Below are 1,555 nucleotides of genomic sequence, written 5' to 3'. Positions count from 1 at the left end.
CCGGCCTGGGCATCGAGGCCCACTGGCACTGCCCGCGCGCGCCATCGGACTTTTCCCCCGGCACGCCCGGCCAGCCCGACTGGGTGATCGACTGCCGGGGCCTGGGCGCCCGCGCGCAGTGGAGCGCGCTGCGCGGCGTGCGCGGCGAGGTCGTGCGCGTGCACGCGCCCGAGGTGACCCTGCGGCGGCCAACCCGCCTGGTGCATCCGCGTTACCCGATCTACATCGCGCCCAAGGAAGACCACCTGTTCGTGATCGGCGCGACCGAGATCGAATCGGACGACCTGTCGCCCGCCAGCGTGCGCTCGACCCTGGAGTTGCTGAGCGCGGCCTACGCGGTGCATTCGGGCTTTGCCGAGGCCCGCATCCTCGAAGTGGCCACGCAATGCCGCCCGACCCTGCCCGACAACCTGCCCGCCCTCCGCCAGGTGCGCCCGCGCGTGCTGGAGGTCAACGGCCTGTACCGCCATGGCTTCATGATCGCCCCGGCCATCCTCGACGCCGTCATGGAATGGTTGAACCAGGGACAATCGGCGCTGGCCTCCCGTTTCGATCTGGCCCTGCACCTCGACGAAGAGGCAGCCCTTTCCCCATGAACATCACCATCAACCAGACCGCCACGACCCTGCCGGAGCCTGCCACCGTAGCCGACGCGCTGGCCGCCATCGCCGCGCGCCCGCCCTTCGCCGTGGCCGTGAACACCGTTTTCGTTCCCAACACCCAGTACCACCTGCGCCAGCTTGCCGCGGGCGACCGGGTGGAAGTGATCTCGCCCGTGACGGGCGGCTGAGCACCATGCATTCCCCTTCCAACCCTTCCCGAGACAACGACGGCGCCGATGCGCTGGTGCTGTACGGCCAGCGCTTTTCCAGCCGCCTGCTGCTGGGCACCGCCCGCTACCCATCGCCCAGCGTGCTCGAAGCCGCCGTGCAGCGCTCCCGGCCCGCGATGGTGACCGCCTCGCTGCGGCGCCAGGGCAGCAACGCCGCCGAAACCGGCAGCGGCTTCTGGGAGCTGCTGCGGCGCCTGGAGGTGCCCGTGCTGCCCAACACCGCCGGCTGCCACAGCGTGCAGGAGGCCATCACCACCGCGCAGATGGCGCGCGAAGTGTTCGGCACGCCCTGGATCAAGCTGGAGCTGATCGGCGACGACTACACGCTGCAGCCCGACACGCTGAACTTGGTCGATGCCGCCTCGCAGCTGATCCGCGACGGCTTCCAGGTGCTGCCTTATTGCACCGAGGACTTGGTGCTGTGCCAGCGCCTCGTCGATGTGGGCTGCCAGGCGGTGATGCCCTGGGCCGCGCCCATCGGCACCGGCCGCGGCCCCGTCAACCCCTACGCGCTGCAGCTGCTGCGCGAGCGCCTGGACGTGCCCATGCTGGTGGACGCCGGCCTGGGTCTGCCCTCGCATGCCTGCCAGGTGATGGAATGGGGCTACGACGGCGTGCTGCTCAATACCGCCGTGGCCCTGGCGCAAGACCCGGTGGCCATGGCCGGCGCCTTCGCCGACGCCGTGCAGGCCGGCCGCACCGCCCGCCGTGCGGGCGCCATGG

3 protein-coding genes are annotated in these 1,555 nt (G+C 71.1%); all 3 read left to right on the top strand.

Translation table 11 applies throughout. The features are described 5' to 3' along the window. Window positions 1-596, top strand: a 596-nt coding sequence (locus AC27KI_RS24490; protein WP_487116355.1) for an FAD-dependent oxidoreductase, incomplete at its 5' end; no start/stop codon positions are given. Further along, window positions 593-790 carry a sulfur carrier protein ThiS gene (gene thiS, locus AC27KI_RS24485; RefSeq protein ID WP_284400028.1) on the top strand — a complete coding sequence of 66 codons (198 nt, stop codon included), beginning with the start codon at window positions 593-595 and terminating at the stop codon, window positions 788-790. The genes AC27KI_RS24490 and thiS, both read left to right, overlap by 4 nt. Window positions 791-795: 5 nt before the next feature. Continuing rightward, a partial coding sequence (locus AC27KI_RS24480; RefSeq protein WP_487116353.1) for a thiazole synthase occupies window positions 796-1,555 on the top strand: 760 nt, incomplete at its 3' end.

It is taken from the genome of Acidovorax sp. KPB24-03, assembly GCF_057546605.1.
The sequence above is the reverse complement of the archived record's forward strand: the minus strand, read 5'-3'. Positions and strand labels throughout refer to the sequence as shown.